Raw genomic sequence first — 21627 nt, 5'->3', positions numbered from 1 at the left:
CGTCACCTGCCGTGCACATCCTCTGCGCCGTTCGTTAACAGGCGCACGCGATGGGCTTGTGCGGCGCGCCAACCACCTCGCAGGCATACGTGCTAGAACACTTCCCTGCGCCAGAGATGGCCGGCATCGGGGGATGGTGGGGCATGTCTGAACTCATATCAGCAACGCAGCCCATGCGGCGCGTGTGGTCGTCGATGGAACCCGATCCGCGCGCTTTGGCGGCCGACATTCCACCCAACGTGCTGGTGCACTTGACCGAACTTGCCGCGCAGCGCGGCATCGCTTGCGACACGTGGTTCGCGGGCCTGGGCATCACGCGACAACAGATCAACGACCCCAGTGTGCGTATTTCCTATCGCCAGGCGCGCAGCGTACTTTGGCGTGGATTGAAAGCCATGGGCGATCCCGCGCTCGGCCTGCAGATCGGGCGCAGCCAGACGGTCGGCAGTTTCGGCCTGCTGGGCCTGGCCATGATGACCTCGCGCAACTTCGGCGAAGCGATGAGCGTGGGCATCGCCAACCACAAAGTAAGCGGCAGCCTGCTCGATGCCGATTTCGTGGTGATCGACACCCAGACCGTGGCGCTGCAGGCATGGCCGCGCTTCGGCGAAGTGGAACTGCTGCCCTTCATGTGCGAAGAGATGTTCGCCAGCAGCTTTGCGCTGGCGCGCGAGCTGGTCGGCCCGGGCCTGCACCTGGTGCGGCTGGAACTCACCTATGCGGCGCCCGCCTATGCACGCGACTACAGCGCGGTGTTTCAATGCGACGTCCGCTTCGGCGCGCAGTACAACCGCATTCTGGTGGACGCCCGCTGGCTCGACCATCCGCTACCGGGCTATAACCCGCTCACGTCCAAGCAGGCGCTGGCGCTATGTCATCAGCAACTGCGCGGCACCACCGGCTCGGACGAAATCGTCGGCTCGGTCGAGCGCCTGCTGCGCAGCCGCCTGCGCGAACATCCGCGCCTTACCGAGGTGGCACGCACACTGCACTTGAGCGAACGCTCGCTGCGCCGGCGACTGGCAGAGAGCGGCCGTATCTTTCGCGAGATCCACGATCGCGTGCGCGCCGAGCGCGCACTGGAATTGCTGCATGCGGGCAAGATGAGCGTGGCGCAGATCGGCATCGAGCTGGGCTTTAGCGACCCGCGCGAATTCCGCCGCGCGTTCAAGCGCTGGACAGGCATGCCGCCGCAGCTCGCGCGGCGCAGCATGCCTACCTGAGGCGCCGGTCAGTCCGCCGCGCTTTTCGGCTTTCGTTTCGCCGCGCGCATGCGGCCGGCGGCCTGCGCCTGGTGCGCTTTCATGATCGCCGGCAGCAAGCCCGGAAAGCGCTGCTCGATCTCCGCGCAGCGCGTGGAATTGCGCATTTCCACGCCCTGCCGCTCGCTGCGGATCAGCCCCGCTTCGCGCAGCGCACGGAAGTGTTGCGATAGCGTGGATTTGGGAATGTCGCGATCGCTGACCTTGAGGAAGTTCGAGCAGGTGGCGCCGCTGGAGACGGCGAGCTCCGCATAGATGGCCGCGCGCACGGGATCGGACAGGGCATGGAGGATGCCCTCGACGGTGATGTCTTCGATGGACGGGTGAATCAGCGGCCGCATGGGGCCATTTTACCAGCCCCTTGATTTCTAGTTCCATAGTTCATAGGTTACGAACTACGGTATCCGAGAACTCCGCTTTTCTCCCGCAACTCACTGCAAAGGTCAGGCATCGTCATGAGCAAACTCAAAGGTAAAGTCGCCCTGGTAACCGGGGCATCCAAGGGCATCGGCGCGGCCATTGCCAAGGCACTGGCCGCGGAAGGCGCGTCCGTGGTGGTCAACTATGCGTCCAGCAAGGCCGGCGCCGAGGCCGTGGTGGCCGAGATCACCAAGGCCGGCGGCAAGGCCGTGGCCGCGGGCGGCGACGTGTCCAAGGCTGCCGATGCGCAAGCACTGGTCGAGGCGGCGGTGAAGCAGTTCGGCCGCCTCGACATTCTGGTCAACAACTCCGGCGTTTATGAATTCGCGCCGCTGGAAGAGATCACCGAGGCGCATTTCAACAAGCAGTTCAACGTCAATGTGCTGGGCTTGTTGCTGACCACGCAGGCGGCCGCCAAGCACCTGGGCGAGGGCGCGAGCGTCATCAATATCGGCTCGCTGGTCACCCGCATCACGCCTCCGGGGAGTGCTGTCTACACCGCCACCGAGGGTGCGGTGGATGCCATCACCGGCGTGCTGTCGCGTGAACTTGGTCCACGCAAGATTCGCGTCAATGCGCTCAACCCCGGCATGGTCGAAACCGAAGGCACGCATGCGGCCGGCTTCATCGGTTCGGATTTCCACAACAACGCCACCGCGCAGACGCCGCTGGGCCGCATCGGCCAGCCCAACGATATCGCGTCGATCGCGGTGTTCCTGGCGTCCGACGACTCCTATTGGCTGACCGGCGAGCAGCTGTACGCCGCTGGCGGCATGCGCTGATTGTTTGCGCCTGGGCAACAGCCCCGCGTTTACTTGGCGGGGCTGGGGCCGTGGTCGGTCAGAAAAACGAAGCAATGCTGGCCTGCCGGATGCTGCCACCCTGGCGCATCCGGCACGTACGTGTACGGATTGCTGCGGCCGCCATGGCCCGCATCCGAAGCCAGGTCGAACGTGGCGCACAGGCTATAGCTTTCGTCGCTGAGCACGCTGTACGCATAAGGCTTGCCGGTTGCGCGATCGATGCCGCGACCGCCGCTGACATCATAGGCGCCCAGATCCACTGGCAGAACGTGATAACGCCTCCAGTGGTTCTGCACGCCACGCGCAATCACGCCCAGATCCTGCACACGCGCCTGGTCCAACCGCAACGCGCGCTGGCGCGCTGGCGTACCGACCGCGTCGAGCCCGGCCAGCACCGCGCCGATCATCACCACGGACGCCACGCCCAACAGCCATCGCCCCAGCACGCCATCACTCATGACACCTGCTCATCGCGGCGAAGATCGCGCAGGTAATAGCCGAAAATCACGCCTGCGATCGTGCCGGCCACGATGATCTTCAACAGCACGCGCATTGTCGCCTCGCCGCCGAGCAGGCTATCGACCAGCGTGATCAGATCGATCAGCAACACCACCGCGGCGACAAACAACGTCAGATAGGTCAGCCAGCGCCGCACGGCGGACTGCCGCTTGATCGGCTGCTGCTTCAACTCGCGGCCGATTTTCGCCGAAAGCAGCAGAAACACCGGAAACGCAATGATGATCGTGGCCACCGACCAGCGGATACCTTCATCGGCGCCATAACGGTAGATGGCCGGATCGGGGAAATGCCGGTCGATCAAATCGAACAGCAGACTACCCAGGTGATAGGCGCTCAGATATAGCGTGGTGAACAGCACCAGATAAAAAAACGCTTCCCGCGCCGACAAATAAGCGCGCGGCCGCGGCACGGGCACAGCGAACGACACGTCCGCGTACGCGGCCAGCGCACCGCTCACCTGTTCCGGCGCCCAACCGGTATCGAGCAACGCCTTTTCGATGCTCTGGCGCGAACACCCGCGCAACAAGGCATCGCGCACAAACTGATCCAGATCCTGTGTCGCGCTCGCCATGCCTGCCCCCGCTCCTTGTATGCGTGCGTCACACTATGGCACGAGGACATGGCCGGGCAAGGCAAAGCCTGCGCGTGCCGGCGACGTTGCGCGCCGGCGATCTATTGGCGGTGCACGCTGCCGTCGCCGATGCCCAGGCATAAACGTGCAAGCCGCCTGGGCGCCTGGGCGCGGGCCTGGCCGGGGCGCCTGGTACCTGACGATGGCGACGCCATCGCCGCGCTGGCGGACACCCTGCGCGCCTTGCCGCCTTCGGCGCCAAACATCTGCTGAAACAGCCGGGAAACCGGGAACGCACGCACGACGACCTCCATGGATGCTTGATATGCCTTCAAGGTAAGACGGCCGATGGCCTTCTAAAAGCGATATCTCTGCAACATGATTTTGAATTTCTTTCAAGGTAGCCGGCGCCACAGGCCAGGGCATCACGGGCCACCAAGGCCCCTCTGAGCCAGTCACCTTTTCTACACGCTGGCCTGATTGCCCCCCGTGCACGTCCCTTATGCCCTCCCCGCCGCTACGCACTTGCGGGACAGTGCAGCGCATACCGCGCCGCAGGGCGCGAGGGGAGATCTGGCCATGCGCAAGACCCATACGCTTTTCGGCATCGCACTGTTGCTCGCCGCCTGCGGCCACCAGGACGCCACGCAGCAGAGCCAGGCCGATCAATCGTTCCAAAGCAAGCTTCAGCAGCAACTGCTGGACGCAAGACCCGGCAGCGTCATCGACATTCCTGCCGGCCACTTCGCGCTCAAGCGCGGCCTCAGCCTGCGCACCGATGGCGTGACGATTCGCGGCGCCGGCATGGACAAAACCGTGCTGTCTTTCAAGGGCCAGGTGGTGGGCCCCGAAGGCTTGCTGGTGAATGCCAATGACTTCACCATCGAGAACCTCGCCATCGAAGACACTATGGGCGACGCGCTGAAGATCAACCAGGGCAAGAACATCACCATCCACGGCGTGCGCATCGAGTGGACCGACGGCCCCAGCGGCAACAATGGCGCCTATGGCCTGTATCCGGTGAAAACGCAAAACGTGCTGGTGGAAGATTCGGTGGTGATTGGCGCCTCCGACGCAGGCATCTACGTCGGCCAGTCCAACAACATCGTCGTGCGCCGCAATCGCGCCGAGCAGAACGTGGCCGGCATCGAGATCGAGAACTCGGTGGACGCGGATGTCTACGACAATACCGCCACCAGAAATACCGGCGGCATCCTGGTCTTCAACATGCCCAACCTGTCGCAGGCCGGACATGCCACGCGCGTTTTCCACAACAAGGTACTGGCCAACAACACGGGCAACTTCGCCAAGAAAGGCGCAGCCGTAGCCAGCGTGCCGGCGGGCTCGGGCATCGTGGTCAACTCCAACGACAAGGTGGAGATTTTCGACAACGACATCGCCGACAACCAGACCGCCAGCATCATCATCTCCAGCTATTTCTCCACCAATTACTACAACACGCGCGGCGTCGCCGCCGATTACAACCCGTATCCCAAAGGTATCTACGTCTACGGCAACCACATCACCGGCGGCGGCGATTCGCCCGATGGCTTGAAGCTGAAAGCCTTGAAGACCGCCGTCTACGGCCTCACCGGCAAATTCCCCGACGTGGTCTGGGACGGGTATGCCGATCCGAAGGACGGGGTCGATGGCCTGCCGCCGCCCGGCGATCGCATCTGCATCCGGGACGTCAACGGCGTGCTCAACATCGATGGTCCGCACGGCTACAAGAATCCCAGCACGGACACCAAGCCCTACCAGTGCACCCTGCCCAAGCTGCCGCCGGTCACACTGAACCCCGAACCGAAAGTCTGAGAGCGTCGCCGATGCCGAAGAAGATGTGGATGTGCGGATGGCTGCTCGCGCTGGCGTGCCTGTGCGGCTGCCATCGCGCGATGGATCCGGTTGCGTTCCACGACCAGGGCTATCCGCAGAAGTTGAGCGACTGGCACGTACTGCAAGCGCGCGGCGGTGTGCTGCAGTTGAATGAAGGCGTGGTGCCGTACGACCTCAACACGCCGTTGTTCACCGACTACGCGCATAAGCTGCGCACCATCTGGATGCCCAAGGGCGTGGCGGCGACATACAACCCCACCGGCACCTTCGACTTTCCGGTCGGCACCATCATCAGCAAGACCTTCTTCTATCCGTTGCCCAAGGGCGAAGCACGCAACCCTGGCGATGTGGCGCGCACCTACGATACGCGCGGCGATATCGCCGGCCCCGGGCAAGGGTTGCAGTTAGCCAACGTGCACCTGGTCGAAACGCGCCTGCTGGTGCGGCGCAAGGACGGCTGGGTGGCCATTCCCTATGTCTGGAACGCCAGCCAGACCGATGCCATGCTGGCCCGCACCGGCGACATACAGCCCTTGACGCTGGTCAGCGACAACGGAGAGCGCGAAAACTTCAACTACGTGGTGCCGGACCAAAGCCAGTGCGCAAGCTGCCACGCGCGCGACTGGACCACGCGCGCGCTACAACCGATCGGCCCGAAGGCACGCCACCTCAACCGCGATTACCGCTACGCCGACGGCGAGGAAAACGAACTGGCGCACCTGGTGCGCGTGGGCTACCTCACCGGCGCACCGGCGCCGGCCCAGGCGCCGCGCAACGCAAACTGGATGGATGCGAACGCACCGCTCGATGCGCGCGCACGCGCCTACCTCGATATCAACTGCGGCCATTGCCACAACCCCAAAGGCGCGGCCAACACCACCGGACTTACGTTGGACATCGCCACGCCCGAAGATCACCACCTGGGCATCTGCAAGCCGCCGACCGCCGCCGGACAAGGCACCGGCGATCACGATTTCGACATCGTGCCGGGGCATCCGGACGACTCGATCCTGCCTTACCGCCTCAGTTCCGCCACGCCCGGCACGATGATGCCCGAACTGGGCCGCAGCACCGTGCATCAGGAAGGCGTCGCCTTGATCAAGGCATGGATCGCATCGCTATCGGGCGATTGCAAGGTGCTGCATTGAACCGCAAGGCCGCACCGAAGACGACCCTCGCATCCACCGCTTGCCAGGAACGCTATGAACGAAACGGCATTGGTCACCGGCGGCAGTGGTTTCGTGGCCAGCCACCTGATCCTTCAGTTGCTGCAAGCCGGCCATGCCGTGCATGCCACGGTGCGCAACCTCGGCCATGAGGCCAAGCTTCGTCCACTGCGCCAACTGCAGCGGCAATTTCCCGATCGATTGCAATTGTTCGAGGCCGACCTGCTGTCACCCGGCGCCTTCGATGCCGCCGTGCGCGGCTGCGGCGTGGTGCACCACGTGGCCTCGCCGTTCCTGCTGCCCGAAAAGATCAAGGACGGACGGCGCCAGATGCTGGAGCCGGCCCTTTTGGGCACGCGTAACGTGCTCGACAGCGTCAATCGCTGCGGCGACGTGCGGCGCGTGGTGATGACCTCCACCGTCGGCGCGATCTTTGGCGATTACATCGACGTGCTGGATATGCAAGACCAGACGCTGGCCGAACGTTACTTCAACACCAGCAGTACGCTCGACAACAACCCTTACCACTACGCCAAGGTCGAAGCCGAAAAAGAGGCTTGGCGCCTGTCCCGCGCGCAGGATCGCTGGAGCCTGGTCGCGATCAACCCCGGCATGATCCTCGGGCCCTCGCTCACGCCCGCGTCGGAGTCCGGCAGCCTGTTTTTGCTCGATGAAATGTTCAAGGGCTATTTCTTCTACGGCATGCCGAACCTGTACCTGACCACCGTCGATGTGCGCGAGGTGGCGAAGGCGCACATCAATGCGGCGAACCGGCCACAGGCGCAGGGGCGCTATATCCTGGCGGCGCGGGAGATGATTTCCTTTGCGCAGATCGCCACGATCGTACGCGCGATCCACCGGCGCCCCTGGCTGCTGCCCAGGCACCAGGTGCCCGACCCGCTGGTGCGGCTGATCGGGCCATTGTTCGGCCTGACCCAGGATTACATCCGCAGGCACTTGGGTATCCGTTTCAAGGTGGACAACCGCCGCAGCATCGACGAACTGGGCATTGTCTACCGCCCGATCGAGCAGACGCTGCACGAGCATTACCGCAGCTGGGCCGCGCAACGCGCGGATGCCGCGTCATGAATCGGCGCACGCTGCAAGTGCGCGCGTGCATCGATCCGCACCGGCGCGGCTCAGCGCGCCGTATCGCCCTGCAGACGCCGGATGTTGCTGGCCAGGCTTCCGGCCACCAGCCGCATGACCGCCGGCGCATCCAGCGCAGGGTCGTCGAACAGCATCTCCAGCGCGGCGAACGCCATGCTGTCGGCGACGCGGCCGATCAACTGCAATTCGCGCACGGGGGCGCCGGGAAAAGCTTCGCTCAGGCGCGCGGTAGCCTGGGTTGCAACTTCGGTGGCCGACTCCAGCCGCACGTCCTGCAGGAACGGAATCGCACGCAGCGCGCGCATGATCCAGATGCCGCCGGTGGTCTTGCGCGTGACTTCGTAGGTTTCCAGCAGCAAGCCGGTCAACGCGTTTTCCAACTGTGTCGCCGAAGCGAACGCCGCGGGCGTCAGCCATTGCGCGATCAACGCATTCTGTCGATGCATCAGGCGCAGGCCCAGCTCGTGCAGCAACGCGTATTTGTTCGGGAAGTAACGGTACAGCGCCGGTGGCGACAGGCCGGCGCGCTGGCACACCAGGTTGGTGCTGAGCTGCTCGAAACCCACCTCCGCCAGCACCTGGGCGGTGACGGTGAGCAGGTGCTCATAGGTTTCGGCGGCGCGGGACTGCGCCGGCGTCACTTTCGGCGCCAGCGCGAGCTTCGGGCGCTTGGCGGCGGCGCGGGGCCGCTTCTGGGTGGGCTCTGGCACGGAGCGGGGATCCTGGCTTAGGGCTATTGCGCGAATTATAGCAATAACTATATTGTAGCTAATACTAGCTTTTTGGGGGAGCGAGCATTCATGCCCAGCACGGCGTCAGCCAGCGCGGCATCCGGCAACGACCGCCTGGTCCTGGCGGTAGACCTGGGCACGACCGGCTGCAAATGCGCGCTGATCGGCCTGGACGGCCGCGTGCTGGCCTGGACGTTCCGCGCCGTCGCACTGCACCTGGTGGACGAGCTGGGTGTCGAACAGGATCCGCAAGATTGGTGGCAGGCATTTCTGGACGGCGCACAGGAACTGCTCGCCGCCGATGCGCGCCGCCGCCGGCAGGTGGTCGCGGTGTGCTGCTCGACCTTCGGCGAATGCACGATCCCGGTGGACCGCCACGGCAACGCGCTGGCGCGCGCGATGCTGTGGGTGGATATGCGCGGCGCCGATGCCATCAGCCGGCGCGCGCGCGGCGGGCGGCTGAACATCCAGGGTTACGGCCCGCTCAAGCTGGCGCGCTGGCTACGCCTAACCGGCGGCGCGCCGTCGCTGTCGGGCAAGGATCCGGCCGGACACATGGCCTGGCTCTACGATCACCAGCCGGCGCTGGTCGAGCGCACGGACAAGTTTCTCAACGCGCTCGACTTCATGAACCTGCGCCTGACCGGCCGCTGCTGCGCCACCTACGATTCGGCGCTCACCACCTGGGCCACCGACAACCGCGACCTGGCGCAGGTGCGCTACGACGCGCGCCTGCTGCGCATGCTGGGCGTGGAACGCGACAAGCTGCCCGAGCTGGTGCCCTCGACCGCGGTCATCGGCACGCTGCTGCCCACCGTCGCCGACAGCCTGGGCCTGGCGCCCGATACCCAGGTGGTCGCCGGTGCGATCGACAACTCCGCCGTGGCGATCGGCGCCGGCACCGTGCGCGACCGCGAGTTGCATCTGTACCTGGGTACGTCTTCCTGGCTCGGCGCGCACGTGCCGGACAAGCGCACCCATCTCAACGCGTACATCGCCTCGCTGCCCTGCGCACAACCGGATCGCTACCTGGCGATGGCGATGCAGACGACCGCCTGCGGCAATCTCGCCTTCCTGCGCGACCGCATCCTTTTCCACGCCGACGAATTGCTGGGCGACGACCAGCGTATGGACGTCTATCCGCTGCTCGACCGCATCGCCGACCGCGTACCGCCCGGCTCGCGCGGACTTATCTACATGCCATGGCTGCTGGGCGAGCGCACGCCGGTGGACGACCGCCATCTGCGCGCAGGCCTGTTCAATCTATCGCTGGAACACACACGCGAAGACATCATCCGCGCCTTTCTCGAAGGCGTGGCCTTGAACACGCGCTGGATGCTGGAGCCGATGCTGGATTTCATCGGCGCCGACCGCCATGGCACCATGACCATCGTCGGCGGTGGCGGCCAATCGGACGTGTGGTGCCAGATGATGGCCGACGTCACCGGCATGGCCGTGCAGCAGCCGCTCGCACCGATCCAGGCCAACGCGCTTGGCGCGGCCTTCATTGCCGGCATCGGCCTGGGCGACCTGGCGTATCGCGACATCCCCGCGTTGTGCCGGCATCGGCAACGCTTCGAACCGCGCCAGGGCCTGCGCAACCTGTACGACGACTGCTTCGCGACGTTCAAACAGCTGCACCGCCAGCTTGCGCCGGTCTATCGGCGCCTCAACCGGCAATGGGGGGCGCGATGAGATTCGAAAGCCTGCGCCGGCGCGTAGTCCAGATGAGCGTGCTGCTGGCCGACCGCGGCTACTTCGCCGCCACCGGCGGCAACCTTGCCTTGCGCGCCGATGACGAACACATCGTGGTGACGCCGTCGGCAGTCGATTACTACCAGATGGAGGCGCAAGACATTTGCGTGTTGCGTCTGCGCGACCTGGCCAAGGTCGAGGGCGCGCGCAAGCCCTCGGTGGAATCGGGCATGCACGCGCACGTGCTGCGCGCCCGCGTCGATTGCATGGCGAGCATCCACACCCATCAACCCGCGGCCAGCGCCCTGACCCTGCTGGGGCAGGCGCTGCCGGTGCAGCGCGCCGAGCATCAGGCGCTGCTCGGCACCCAGGTCTTGATCGCCGGGTATGCGCCGTCGGGCACGCGCTGGCTGTCGAGCAAACTCGCCCGCGTACTGCGCGCGGACATCAATGCCTACCTGCTGCGCACACACGGCGCGATCTGCTGCGGCACTACTGCCGAGCGCGCATTGCAGGCCATCGCCGCGCTTGAAGCACTCGCCACCGCTTATTTGCGCGAACGCATCGCCGCGCGCGCCACGCGCGCCACGTCCGAGCGGGATGCGCTCGGAAAACTGGTCGCCGCGCTCGATGCGCATCCGATTCAGGAGTCGATCGCATGAATGTCAAACAACCCCCGGCCACGCTTGCACCAAGCAGCGCCGTATCGGCATGGCCGGATACCGATGCGCTGTACCGGCGCTTCGATGCGCTGGTGAAGCAGCCCATCCGCCCGCTGCGGCGCGATGCGATGGCGCAGGTGCTCAACTATTTCGAGCAACGCTGCCGGACGTCCAAACGGCTGTCCGAGCAGGCCAGGCACGTCATTCCGGGCGGCGTGCAGCACAACCTTGCCTTCAATTATCCGTTTCCGCTGGCGGTTACGCAGGTCGATGGCGCGCACATGACCGATGCGGACGGCAACCGCTACATCGATTTCCTGCAGGCTGGCGGCCCCACCCTGCTGGGCTCCAACTATCTGCCGGTGCGCACGAAAGTGCATGCATTGCTGGACGAGTGCGGCCCCGTCACCGGACTTCTGCACGAATACGAGATCAAGCTCGCCGAGCTGGTGTGCGATGCAATGCCGGGCGTGGACATGCTGCGCATGATGGGCTCGGGCACCGAAGCGGTGATGGGCGCCATTCGCCTGGCGCGCGCGTATACCGGCAAGAAGCGCGTGATCAAGATCGGCGGCGGCTACCATGGCTGGAGCGATCCCATGGTCTACGGCATGCGCTTGCCCAATACCGGGCGCATGGAAGCGATCGGCATTCCGCGCGGCGCGACCGCCGGCACGCAGGAAAGCCCGCCGAACGACCTGGCGGCGATCCGGCGCAAGCTGCAGTGGAACCGCCTGCGTGGCGGTACCGCGGCGGTGATCGTCGAACCGTTCGGCCCGGAAAGCGGCACGCGCCCGGTCACCAGGGATTTCAACGCGCAACTTCGCCGCTTGTGCGACGAATTCGGCAGCTTGCTGATTTTCGACGAAGTGGTCACCGGCTTCCGCGCCGGCATGGGCGGCGCGCAGGCGTACTTCGGCGTCACGCCCGATCTGACCGTCCTGGGCAAATGCCTTACCGGCGGCTACCCGATGGCCGGCGCGATCGGCGGCAAGCGCGACATCATGATGATGCTGGTCGGCGGCATCGGCACCACCGCCAAGCGCGCGTTCGTGGGCGGCACGCTCACCGCCAATCCGCTGTCGTGCGCGGCCGGCTATTTCGCGCTGACGGAAATCCAGCGCACCGACGCCGCCGCCAAGGCCGGGCGCGCGGGCGATCGCCTGTGCCAGGGGCTGGAACAGATCATCCAACGGCTGGGCCTCCCTTACGTCGCCTACAACATCGGTTCGATCGTGCACTTGCAGACCTCGGGCGTGATGCTGCTCGATACCAGCAGCCTGCTCAAACTGGTGCGCGTGCGCAACGAAGCCAAGGAGCGCAAGCACATGATGGAGGAGATGGGCGCCGCCTACGCCGCGCACGGCCTGATCACGCTGGCCGGCAGCCGCATCTACACGAGCCTGGCCGACACCGATGCGGTGATCGACGAGGCGCTGAACGGCTTCGAAGACGTGCTGAAACTGGCATGACGCCGATGCCGCTCTCGCACCTGCTCGAAGACGCGATCGGGCGCCTGGACGCCAAGCAGCTGCTGGGTGCCGGCGCCAGCGTTTCCGTGCGCTTGCCCGGCACGCAGGAGATGCTGCTGGGCGCACCGGGCAAAACACCCGCGCGTATACCGCTGCTCGGTTGCGGCGACGGCGAACAGGCTTGGCACGCCGCGGCTTATCGCACACGCGCGGACATCGGCGCGATCGCGCTGGGCGGCGGCTTTTACGGCCGCAGCCTGGGCGATTTCGGTGGCGACCTGCCACAGGTGTTCGACGAACAGGCGCGGCATCTGGGGCGCACGGCGCCACCCTTGGCGGCACTGGCCGGCGATCCTGCGGCAGGCGCACGGCGCAGTTTGCCGGCGCGTGGCAATGCTTGGGTGTGCGGGCGCAACGTGCTGGTCTTCGGCAGCACCGTGCAGCGGCTGGTGCTCAACGCCGAACTGCTGGAGAAATGCGCCAAGGCCTATGTGCTGGCAAAGGCCACCGGCGCGCTGATCCACACGCTGCCGTGGTGGGTATGCCGCATCGCCAACGGGCGACTGAAGAAAGATCAACGGCGCGCGGCACGACGTTTCGCGCTCGGATTGCTACCCGACGAAGTGAAAGGCTACTGAGGTGAGCGACATGCCCAGGCTGCTGGCGCACGACAACCGGACACGCCCATGACGACCTCGGTCGCGCTCGGCTTTAGCCGCTCCGAACGGGTGACCGCCCTGGCCATGGGCTGCGTGGCCTTGATGATGCTCGGGTTGCAGCCGGCCCTGCTCGGCACCTTGATCGAACAACATCGCATTTCGATGCAAGGGGTCGGTGTCGTCGCGATGGGCGAAATTTTCTCGCTCGGCATCGGCGTGGTGCTGGCCGAGAAGCTGCTGCCGCTGCAGCATATTCGCGCCGTCGCCGTGATCGGCTGCGTGCTGCTGGCAGCGGTAAACCTGCTGACCCTCGGCGTCCACGGCGATGCCGCCTGCGCCGCCATGCGCGTGCTGGCGGGGCTGCTCGAAGCAAGCCTGTTCTGGATCACCACCATCGTGATCGTGCGCTCGCGCGAACCCGATCGCCTGGCCGGCATCTTTCTCACCGTGCAAACGCTCACACAGGCACTGGTGATGCTGTCGATCGCCCGGCTGCCGCTGCAGTTTATGGGCTGGCAGGCCGGTTTCATGGTGCTGGCGCTGGTATGCATCCTGCCGCTTTCGGTGATCCATCGGCTGCCGCGGCAAGTGGGCTCGCACACCGATGCAGTGATGCCCTCGCTGGTATCGCTGCGCGGATTGTTCGTGCTGCTGGTGCCGCTTGCGCATATGAGCGCGATCGGCACGCTATGGGCTTACCTGGAACCGCTGAGCAAGAACGCGGGCGTGGTCGGGCGCGATGCCGATACGCTGGTCGCGCTGGTACTGCTGATGCAGGTCGTCGGCGGCAGCGTTGCCGCGTTGGCGGTACGCCGCTGGCGCATGACGCCGGCGCTGCTATCGAGCGCGGCAGTGGTGGTGGTCGTCGGCCTCGCCATCCATCAGTTCAGCACGCCCCATCCTTGGGCTTTCACGGCGTTGTGTGCCGCGCTCGGGTTCGTGTGGCTGTTCCAGCTGCCGTTTCACATCCGGCTTGCATTCGAGATCGATCCGCGCGGGCGCATCGCCCTGCTGGTTCCGCCGGCGCAGCTGCTGGGCTCGGGCTTGGGGCCGCTGGCGGCTTCCTTGAGCGTGCATGGCGAAGATGTTCGACGCATACCGCTGATCGCCGCGGCATTCGCGGTGTGCGTGGTAGTGGCACTTTGGTTGGTGAGGTATCGCGCTCCTTCCGGCAACGACAGGGGGGTCTTGGCCGGAGGCGGGCACATCAAATAAACCCGATGCATCGACTGTGAGGGGCGATGCCATTCGAAGAATCTAGGGGAGAACAGCATGACGATGCGGCAACGTACGCTTTCCAGCTGCCTGCACCACGCCCTGTTCGGCGGTGCGGCGATGTTTCTGTGCACGCTGTGGTCGCCCGGTGTACGCGGTGCGCCGCAGGACAACGGCACCCAGCCGCCCGCGCCGGCAAAGCCGTCCAACAGCAAGACCGCAGCGGACGCAGCGCAGGCCAAGCAGCTCGGCAACATCACGGTCACCGCGCAAAGCCGCACGCAGCAGATGGAACAGGTGCCGATTCCGTTGCAGATTCTCACCGCCAAGCAGATCGACACGCAGGCGGCGACAGACCTGAGCAAGATCTCGCTGTTCGTGCCGGGCCTGGTCGTGGACGGCAGCCAGCCGACGCAGCCCAATTATTCGCTGCGCGGCATCAGCACCAGCGATTTCGGCATCGGCACGGAATCGGCGGTGGGTGTGTATATCGATGGCGTGTATGCCGCGCGCTCTGGCGGCGCGCTGCTGGCGTTCAACGACATCGACCGGATCGAAGTGCTCAAGGGACCGCAAGGCACGCTGTTCGGCCGCAACGCGGCGGGCGGCGCGATTTCCATCGTCACTAACGAGCCCACCGACACCTTCGAGGGCAAGGTGGTGCTGCGCTACGGCAACGACGGGGAGCGCTACGAAAACGCGCTGGTCAACATTCCGCTCAACAAGGACATGGCGCTGCGCATCAGCGTGCTGGACAACCAGAGCGACGGCTGGATCAAGGACCAGGCCACCGGCCAGCACTACGGCAGGAACGATGACTGGGGCACCCGCATGGTGTACCGCTGGAACATGACGCCCGATACGCGCCTGTTGTGGTCGTGGGATCACGAGCGGCTGGACCAGCCGCCGCAACCGGCGTTCGGCCTGGTACCGCTATCCAACGACACCAACCAGCGCCCGCCGTTTCCGCCCAATCCGCAGAACTACCTCAATCCGCTGAACGCGCAGCTCTACAACGATGCGATCGGCGCGGCCGAGTGGCGCCACTTCGACGGCTCCACGTTGATCATCGATCATTCCTTTGCGTGGGGCAGCTTCACCTCCACCACGGCCTGGCGTCACTTCAACACCTTCAATGCCGAGGACAACGACGGCACCGATCACACCGTCAGCTACCTCTCGACCGTCAACATCGAGCACAACAACAGCTATTACCAGGAATTCAAGCTCGCCGGCGAGAACGACCTGCTGGACTGGGTTTCGGGCGTGAGCTTTTATTCCGAACAGGCACGCCAGAGCAGCGTGGTCAACACCAACACCAGCAGCCTGGATACGCTGGCGCAGAACGTGGACAACGAAGGATTGCCGCTTACCGAGATCACCCAGGGCCTGCAGTCGCTGGGCCTCAACTACAACTTCCTGGGCGATCCGTGGCAGGAGGAAATCAACAATGTGGGCCGGTTCAAGGCCTATGCCGCGTTCGGCGATGTGATCTGGCATCTGAGCGATAACCTGGACCTCACCACCGGCCTGCGCTACACCGAAGACCAAAAGGATTTCACCTGGTTCACGCCACTGCGCACTGCGACCGCGTTCGATCAAGAAGTGGCCGCGCTCAAGGCCAGCGGCATCTACGCCTTCCTGCCGCCCGATGCGCAAGCGGCGTTCACCGCGTTCAGCACCAATGTGGTGTTTCCCAACGACGTGGGCCAATGGGTGCAGGCCAGCAACAGCTGGCACGACTTCAGCCCGCGCGCGGTGCTCAGCTATAAATTCACGCCCGACACCATGGCCTACCTCTCCGTCACCAAGGGCTACAAGGCGGGCGGCTACAACAGCCTGCAAGTGGGTTCGCTGTACGCACCGGAAAAAGTTTGGAACTACGAAGCGGGCGTGAAGACGGTCGTGCCCCAGTACAACCTGATCTTCAACGCCTCGGCCTACTACTACCGCTATTCGAACCTGCAGTCGTCGGTGCTCGATCCCAACTACAACGGCTCGGGCGTGCCCTTCTATACGGTGATGACCAGCACCCAGCACGCGGACGGCCTGGACGTGGAAGCGCAGTGGCAGCCGACCGCTGCGCTGCGCCTGAACTTTACCAGTGCATACATCGACAGCACTTACATCAGCGGCGTTTCCACCTCGGGCGTGAGCCTGGCAGGACAGCCCACCGGCGAACCGTACTTTTCGTCCACCGCCGGCTTGGACTACACCTGGTTCGGGGTGTACCGGGGCGACCTGGAATTGAGCATGCAATACGCCTACCGCGGCCCTACCCGCTGCAATGCCGATTCGGGCATCCAGGGTACGTGCCTGACCACCCCGCTGTTCAGTGTGGGCACCTCCACCCAGCGCACCGACGCGCGCCTGGACTGGCATACTCCCGACCAGCGCTGGGGCGTGGGGCTGTACGTGAACAACATGTTCAACAAACGCTATGTGGTCAGCATCGGCAACGACACCACCAACGACTTCGGCACGCCTTACGCGATCATTACGCCGCCGCGCGTATACGGTGTGGAACTGAGGGCCAAATTCTAGAGCCGCCATGAACAAGCCAGATCCGCTCGACCTGCACAGTGAGCTCAAGCGCCTGCGCGAGGTGCAATCGCGCGACCCCCTGCCCGGCTGGCCCCTCCGCGAGCGACGGCTGCGCGCGCTGGAAGCGGTGATCGTGCAGCATCGCCAGGAGATCGTGGCGGCGATCGATGCGGACTTTGGCTGCCGTCCGCGCGAAGAGAGCGAGATGCTGGAGATCTTTCCCAGCCTCTCCTCCATCCGCCATGCACTGCGTCACGGCCGGCGCTGGATGAAGCCGCGCCGTTCGCTGGCGAGCCTGGCGTTCTTGCCGGCGCGCACGGAAATGCGCCCGCAGCCGCTGGGCGTGGTCGGCATCATCGTGCCGTGGAATTATCCCTTGTTCCTGGCCATCGGCCCGCTGGTCGACGCGCTGGCCGCCGGCAACCGCGCGATGGTGAAGATGAGCGAATACACACCGCGCTTTTCCGAGCTTTTTGCCGAACTCATCGCGCGCCACTTCCAGCCCGACGAAGTGCTGGTGGTCAACGGCGATGCGACGGTAGGCCAAACCTTTGCGGGGCTGCCGTTCGACCACCTGCTGTTTACCGGCTCGACCGCGGTGGGCCATCACGTGATGCGCTCGGCCTCGGCCAACCTCACCCCGGTGACGCTGGAACTGGGCGGCAAATCGCCGGCCATCATCGGCCCCGGCGCGCGCTTTGAGCATGCGGTGGAACGCATCGTGTTCGGCAAGATGGTCAATGCGGGGCAGACCTGCATCGCGCCGGACTACGTCTTGCTGCCGCGCGCGGAAGTGGATCGCTTCACCGCCGCCGCGCGCGATGCGGTAAAACGCCTGTACCCGGACCTGGCCAACAGCCGGCAATACGCGAGCATCGCCACCGACCGCCATTACCAGCGCCTGTCCAGCCTGCGCGATAGCGCGCTGGCGGCCGGCGCGCGCGGCGAACGGCTGAGCGAGGCCATCGACCAGTCCACCCAGCGCCTGCTGACCCCGATGCTGCTGGCCGACGTGCGCCAGGACATGGCGGTGATGCAGGAGGAAATCTTCGGCCCGCTGCTGCCGCTGGTGCCTTACGACCACCTCGACGATGCAATCGACTACGTTGCCGCGCGCCCGCGCCCCCTGGCGCTATACCTGTTCGAGCAGGACCAGGGCCGCATCGACCAGGTGCTGGCGCGCACGCACGCCGGCGGCGTCAGCCTCAACGACACGCTGTATCACATCGCGCAGCACGGCCTGCCATTCGGCGGCGTGGGGCCTTCGGGCATGGGCGGTTATCACGGCGAGGCGGGTTTCCGCACGTTTTCGCACTTCAAGCCGGTATTCCGGCAAGCGCGCCTCAATGGCACGGGTCTGCTCAATCCACCCTACGGCAAGCGCTTCCGGCAGATGCTGGAAATCCTCTTGCGGCGCGGCTGATGCGCCTATATCCAACCGGCGTTATGGATGCCCATACGCGGCGACCTCTGCCGCCGCCGACGTTCAAGGCGTGTTCGCAGCGCCGTCAGCCGTGCGAATGGTCATGGCGGTCAGCACCAGCTCCTGTCCGTTCCTTGCCACGCCCACGTCCGAACGGTACATGGCCTTGAGGTGATCGATGTGAACGCGCACGCTGCACGCTCCTTCGTGCAGGAGCAGATGCGGCACGCGAACCTCGATGGTGGAATTTGCATTCGGCATGCCTCGCTCCCACGAGCCCAGCACTTTTCCGTTCACGGATACTTCCACGCGGTTGCGTGGCGACGCCGGCGTGGTGAACACGGCTATATCGAAGGTCAATATCAAGTCCGCATCGCGCTGCTCAGGGATCCACACGATCCATGCATCGTTGGCCGCCATCCAAGCACCGACCGGAAACGGTGTCCTCCAGCCAAATCCTAGACGCCCATCGTCGGGACTACCTTTTCCGAACGTCCAGGACGCCGGCAGGACAACCGGATGCTGTCCGCCAAATTCGGCGGCTTTGCGATTGTCCTGCGCAACGATGAAATTCTCGCTGCGCACAACAAAAAACGCATAGACGGCGACGTATGCGCCGCCCACCGCAAGCAGGGACGCAAACAACAGCCAGCGGCGCCAGATCGGCACGGTCATATGGCCACGCTCATCCCTAGCGCCCATGCACACACCATCGCGCCATTGATCGTACCCAGCAGCGCGCACAACAGCGCCGCCGCCATCGGACGCGACGAAACCGCGCGCGCCATCACGATCCACAGCGGAAACAACACCAGCCAGTAACGAAATACGCACACCGTACCCTGCCCGCAGCATACGAACAGGATGGTGGCGGCGCAGAAGGCGAACTCCGCGTACATGCGATAACGCAGCAACAGCAAGGAGCACAAAGCCATGGCCATATCGACCCATGCGGCGAACATGTAACTGCCGCCGCTACGCAGTTGCTCGGGCAGGTTCTGCCAGGGCGGCACAAAGCTCCAGCCCCAACCCGTCATATGGGCCGACGGGGCGGCAAAGGCATCGCCGGTAGCGAGATAGCAGTAGCCAAAGAATACGAACGCACCCAGCGGCGCAAGCACGATAGGGATGAACTTCTCCGGTGTTCGCCACGGAGACAGGAGCGCGCGCGCGCCGTCACGCTGCCATAGCCACACGATGGCAAACAGAATAAAAAAGATGGCGTTGGGACGTGTCGCCGACAGCAGCGCGGCCGCCACGCCCGCGGCCAGATAACGTTCGCGCCGCAGGTAATACATCGCGGCGGCCAACAGCAACAGGCAAAGACTTTCCGTATAGGGCGCGCTGAACACGATGCTTTGCGGAAACACGCACAGGATCAGCCCGGTGAGCAATGCCACGCTGCGCTCAAACCCAAGCTCGCGTACATACAGATAGACGTAAAACAGCGCAGCGACAAAACACAGGTTCGCCACCAATATGCCCGCATGCAGCGCATCGCCGCCGCACACCGGCATGAACAGGCGCACCAACAACGGAAACAAGGGGTAAAAGGCGAAGTTGGTCTGCCACGGAAACGGCCCGGTTTCGACCGGCGAATAGCCGTTGCTGGCAATGTTCAGGTACCACGTGCAATCGAACCGGCAAAGCAGTGCGCTCCACGATCCGCCGTGCGCATGGGCATCGGTCGATTGCAGCGCTGCCCTGGCCAACACCCACAGTACCGCTCGCGACGCCAGGAACATCGCCAGCAGCGGAAGCATCGCCGCGCGTATTTGAAGGCGGATCGGAGTGTTCGGTGACGTCACTTGCCAATCCCGTAGACGTGGGCTTATGAACGGACCTTACATCAGAGCGTCCCTCCCTCGCGGCGATGCGCAGGAGGAGTCGTGCAGAAACCTGAAGCGACAAGCGCCGCGGCTACCCGGTCAAACGAACGCCCCCTTGCCCATGACAAGGGGGCGTTCGAAAACCCGCGATCAGAACTTGTAGACCGCCGACAACGCGAACAGATTGCCGTAGTCGTCGTAGGTACCGGTGATGGCGTCTTCGGTCGCGCTGACGTCGTTGTCGATGGCGGCGCGGTTGACGAAGATGTGCGCATACGAGGCGTTGATCGACAAATGCTCGGACGCCTTGTAGCCCAGGCCCACCGAAGCGAGCTTGCGCGATTCGTCCGGCACGCGCACGTCGCGGGTGGCGGCCGAGGTCGGCGTACCGTCGAAACCGATACCGGCGCGCGCGGTCAGCTTGTCGGTGAGGTAGTACTCGCCGCCGAACGAGGCATACCAGGAGTTATGCCAGTTGAACACCTGCGTGGTGGACGGCTGCGACGGGTTGCCGTAGTTGACGGTGAGGTTCTTGAACACGTCCCACTCCGTGTAGGCCACGTCCGCGCCGAAACCGAACTTGTCTTCCTGGTGCCAGTAGCTGACCGTGGTGATCGCCGGGGTGGTGAAATCGGCGGTGCCGCTGGTGTTCTGGAACGGCAGGCTGGACGAGTTCAGGCCCAGCAGCGGAGCCAGCTGGCCGATCAGTGTGGACACGTTCTGCGGCACGTTGAAATCGGCCGTGCCCTGCAGGCGATGGGCGATCTTGGAGCGGTAGTTCACCGCCAGGCGATCCTGCGGGTCGATCTTGTAGTAGGCGCCCAGCTGCCAGCCCCAGGCCCAATCGCTGCCGGTGATGCGGGCCGAACCGTCGGTGCCGGGCGGAATCAGCGCGTACACGCTGCTGACCGGCAGCTTGATCGGGCCCGAAGCATTCGGGCCGGCCAGATCGAGGCCGACGCTGGCGAAGTTGATCGCATTGGTCAGCGTGGCCGTGGTGCGCTGGGCGATGGCGCTGCCGCCGATGCTGAGCTTGTCGGTGACGTCGAACGAAGCGGACAGCGTGCCGTCCAGCGACTCGAACTTGGAATAGATGGCGTTGTAGCGGCCGACCCAGTCGCTGTCGTAATCGGTCTTGAAGCCGAACGGCACGGTGAAGGCGGCGCCCACGTGCCAGCGGTCGCTGACCTGGGTTTCAAAGAACAGTGCCGGGACCGGCATGGTGGTGCCGGCATCGCCGCCGTTGCCGCCGCTGATCGGGTTGCCCAGCACGTCATGGGCGCTGCCGGAGAACTGGGCGCTGAAGTTGATGGCGGTCACGTCCGCCTCGAAATAGGTGCCCTTGAGGTCGGTCATCGCGGCCGGGCCGTTGGCCACCACGGACACGTCGTTGCCCGCGGTCAGCGAGCCGGCATAGGCGCGGCCCATGGCCTGCGCGCTGTCTTCCTTCAACTGGAAAGCACTGGCGTGCGCCTGCTGCGGGGCGACCAGCGCGCCGGCAATGGCCAGGCCCAGGGTGCCCAGGGCAAGCGGGTGGGCACCGCGGACGGTGCTACGGGAAATCTGCATCGATGGCTCCTGCTTAATATTTGTTGACGGCATCGGGTGTTGCAGGGGCCCGGCGAAACAACATTTCATACGCGCGTTTGATACCCCAGGCGGGCACTGTGCCGGCTCGGTTGCAGGCATGCAAGTGCAATTGCAGCAATC

At 64.8% G+C, this 21627-nt stretch carries 20 protein-coding genes; 12 read left to right on the top strand and 8 right to left on the bottom strand.

Annotated features, from left to right (window positions below):
- The first annotated feature begins 143 nt into the window (after positions 1–143).
- A complete protein-coding gene (locus VME63_RS13045; protein ID WP_325433788.1) occupies positions 144–1223 on the top strand; it encodes an AraC family transcriptional regulator in 1080 nt (359 codons plus the stop codon).
- An 8-nt stretch (positions 1224–1231) separates the two neighbouring features.
- Here the strand turns inward: VME63_RS13045 and VME63_RS13040 are convergent, their stop codons facing one another.
- Entirely contained in the window at positions 1232–1603 is a 372-nt protein-coding gene (locus tag VME63_RS13040; protein ID WP_325433787.1) for a helix-turn-helix domain-containing protein, read from the bottom strand.
- Between the two features lie 114 nt (positions 1604–1717).
- On the opposite strand from VME63_RS13040, the gene VME63_RS13035 reads away from it, so the two are divergent.
- Entirely contained in the window at positions 1718–2464 is a 747-nt protein-coding gene (locus tag VME63_RS13035) for a glucose 1-dehydrogenase (RefSeq protein WP_325433786.1), read from the top strand.
- A 29-nt stretch (positions 2465–2493) separates the two neighbouring features.
- On the opposite strand, the gene VME63_RS13030 is transcribed toward VME63_RS13035, so the two are convergent.
- The 3 genes from VME63_RS13030 to VME63_RS13020 form a co-directional block, all read right to left on the bottom strand.
- Positions 2494–2943: a hypothetical protein gene (locus VME63_RS13030; RefSeq protein ID WP_325433785.1), complete on the bottom strand. Its 450-nt coding sequence runs from the start codon at positions 2941–2943 to the stop codon at positions 2494–2496.
- On the bottom strand, positions 2940–3575 hold the full coding sequence (locus tag VME63_RS13025; protein ID WP_325433784.1) for a DUF5671 domain-containing protein: 636 nt from the start codon (positions 3573–3575) through the stop codon (positions 2940–2942). The genes VME63_RS13030 and VME63_RS13025 overlap by 4 nt, the downstream gene beginning before the upstream one ends.
- A 101-nt stretch (positions 3576–3676) precedes the next feature.
- Positions 3677–3877: a hypothetical protein gene (locus tag VME63_RS13020; protein WP_325433783.1), complete on the bottom strand. Its 201-nt coding sequence runs from the start codon at positions 3875–3877 to the stop codon at positions 3677–3679.
- A gap of 277 nt (positions 3878–4154) precedes the next feature.
- Between VME63_RS13020 and VME63_RS13015 the strand changes: the two genes are divergently transcribed.
- Genes VME63_RS13015 through VME63_RS13005 form a run of 3 tightly spaced genes read left to right on the top strand, consistent with a single transcriptional unit; the run spans position 4155 to position 7666 of the window.
- Positions 4155–5390: a parallel beta-helix domain-containing protein gene (locus VME63_RS13015; RefSeq protein ID WP_325433782.1), complete on the top strand. Its 1236-nt coding sequence runs from the start codon at positions 4155–4157 to the stop codon at positions 5388–5390.
- A gap of 11 nt (positions 5391–5401) precedes the next feature.
- Positions 5402–6559 (top strand): SO2930 family diheme c-type cytochrome, encoded by a 1158-nt coding sequence (locus VME63_RS13010; RefSeq protein WP_325433781.1) that lies wholly within the window; start codon positions 5402–5404, stop codon positions 6557–6559.
- Positions 6560–6613: 54 nt separating this feature from the next.
- Entirely contained in the window at positions 6614–7666 is a 1053-nt protein-coding gene (locus VME63_RS13005; protein ID WP_325433780.1) for an NAD-dependent epimerase/dehydratase family protein, read from the top strand.
- Positions 7667–7716: 50 nt separating this feature from the next.
- On the opposite strand, the gene VME63_RS13000 is transcribed toward VME63_RS13005, so the two are convergent.
- A complete protein-coding gene (locus VME63_RS13000) occupies positions 7717–8397 on the bottom strand; it encodes a helix-turn-helix domain-containing protein (protein ID WP_325433779.1) in 681 nt (226 codons plus the stop codon).
- Between the two features lie 90 nt (positions 8398–8487).
- Between VME63_RS13000 and VME63_RS12995 the strand changes: the two genes are divergently transcribed.
- The 7 genes from VME63_RS12995 to VME63_RS12965 are packed head-to-tail and all read left to right on the top strand — an operon-like array spanning position 8488 to position 18088.
- Positions 8488–10113, top strand: coding sequence for an FGGY-family carbohydrate kinase (locus VME63_RS12995; protein WP_325433778.1), 1626 nt, complete (start codon positions 8488–8490; stop codon positions 10111–10113).
- A complete protein-coding gene (locus VME63_RS12990) occupies positions 10110–10775 on the top strand; it encodes a class II aldolase/adducin family protein (protein ID WP_325433777.1) in 666 nt (221 codons plus the stop codon). The genes VME63_RS12995 and VME63_RS12990 overlap by 4 nt, the downstream gene beginning before the upstream one ends.
- Positions 10772–12247 (top strand): aspartate aminotransferase family protein, encoded by a 1476-nt coding sequence (locus VME63_RS12985; RefSeq protein ID WP_325433776.1) that lies wholly within the window; start codon positions 10772–10774, stop codon positions 12245–12247. Before VME63_RS12990 ends, VME63_RS12985 begins: the two co-directional genes overlap by 4 nt.
- Entirely contained in the window at positions 12244–12885 is a 642-nt protein-coding gene (locus VME63_RS12980; RefSeq protein ID WP_325433775.1) for a hypothetical protein, read from the top strand. Before VME63_RS12985 ends, VME63_RS12980 begins: the two co-directional genes overlap by 4 nt.
- Before the next feature lie 48 nt (positions 12886–12933).
- Positions 12934–14121 (top strand): MFS transporter, encoded by a 1188-nt coding sequence (locus VME63_RS12975; protein WP_325433774.1) that lies wholly within the window; start codon positions 12934–12936, stop codon positions 14119–14121.
- A 57-nt stretch (positions 14122–14178) separates the two neighbouring features.
- Positions 14179–16665: a TonB-dependent receptor gene (locus VME63_RS12970; RefSeq protein ID WP_325433773.1), complete on the top strand. Its 2487-nt coding sequence runs from the start codon at positions 14179–14181 to the stop codon at positions 16663–16665.
- Positions 16666–16672: 7 nt separating this feature from the next.
- Positions 16673–18088 (top strand): coniferyl aldehyde dehydrogenase, encoded by a 1416-nt coding sequence (locus VME63_RS12965; protein ID WP_325433772.1) that lies wholly within the window; start codon positions 16673–16675, stop codon positions 18086–18088.
- A 63-nt stretch (positions 18089–18151) separates the two neighbouring features.
- Here the strand turns inward: VME63_RS12965 and VME63_RS12960 are convergent, their stop codons facing one another.
- The 3 genes from VME63_RS12960 to VME63_RS12950 all read right to left on the bottom strand — a co-directional run bounded on the left by VME63_RS12960 (position 18152) and on the right by VME63_RS12950 (position 21486).
- On the bottom strand, positions 18152–18763 hold the full coding sequence (locus tag VME63_RS12960; RefSeq protein WP_325433771.1) for a hypothetical protein: 612 nt from the start codon (positions 18761–18763) through the stop codon (positions 18152–18154).
- Complete coding sequence (locus tag VME63_RS12955) at positions 18760–19896, bottom strand: mannosyltransferase family protein (protein WP_325433770.1); 1137 nt, start codon at positions 19894–19896, stop codon at positions 18760–18762. The genes VME63_RS12960 and VME63_RS12955 overlap by 4 nt, the downstream gene beginning before the upstream one ends.
- 171 nt (positions 19897–20067) lie before the next feature.
- On the bottom strand, positions 20068–21486 hold the full coding sequence (locus VME63_RS12950; protein WP_325433769.1) for an OmpP1/FadL family transporter: 1419 nt from the start codon (positions 21484–21486) through the stop codon (positions 20068–20070).
- Positions 21487–21627: the final 141 nt, after the last annotated feature.

It is taken from the genome of Dyella sp., from assembly GCF_035503745.1.
Lineage (GTDB): Bacteria > Pseudomonadota > Gammaproteobacteria > Xanthomonadales > Rhodanobacteraceae > Dyella_B.
The sequence above is the reverse complement of the archived record's forward strand: the minus strand, read 5'-3'. Positions and strand labels throughout refer to the sequence as shown.